Source organism: Thermococcus sp. 21S9, assembly GCF_012027635.1.
In the GTDB taxonomy this organism is placed as follows: domain Archaea; phylum Methanobacteriota_B; class Thermococci; order Thermococcales; family Thermococcaceae; genus Thermococcus.
Genome location: NZ_SNUS01000063.1, coordinates 1 through 398, shown reverse-complemented (window position 1 = coordinate 398; position 398 = coordinate 1). Strand labels below are relative to the sequence as shown.

The following is a 398-nucleotide window of genomic DNA, read 5'->3' as shown; positions in this document are numbered from 1 at the left end:
AGAAGATTCTTAAGAAACTATGGAGCACTATTGACGAGTGAGGATTTAATTTCCCAGATTGAGCCGGGTAAAGCTAATGTCATCGATTTGGGTCCTTTAGATGAGGGGCAGATGAAAGTTGTCGTTGGTAAGCTTCTGCATGCTATATTTGAGGCGAGAGTGGATTATGAAAAAGCAAGGAAGAAGCTTGAACGTATAAAAGAAGAACTGAGAGAAAGCAGAGTTGCCAGAACTTCAAAGCTAGAAGAAGAAATGAGAGAGCTTGAGAAAACTATGAGGGATATTGAAGCTAAGAGCAAAGCTCTCGCTGAACCAATCCTTCTGATTGTGGAAGAGGCTCACATCTTTGCTCCACAAGGAGAGCACAATGACGCTGTGAGAATTTTAAGCAGGATTGA

The 398-nt window shown here is 41.7% G+C and carries 1 protein-coding gene; it reads left to right on the top strand.

Features of this window, described 5'->3' with window-relative positions; genetic code table 11:
• Positions 1-398, top strand: a 398-nt coding sequence (locus E3E28_RS10985; RefSeq protein ID WP_167915470.1) for an ATP-binding protein, incomplete at both ends; no start/stop codon positions are given.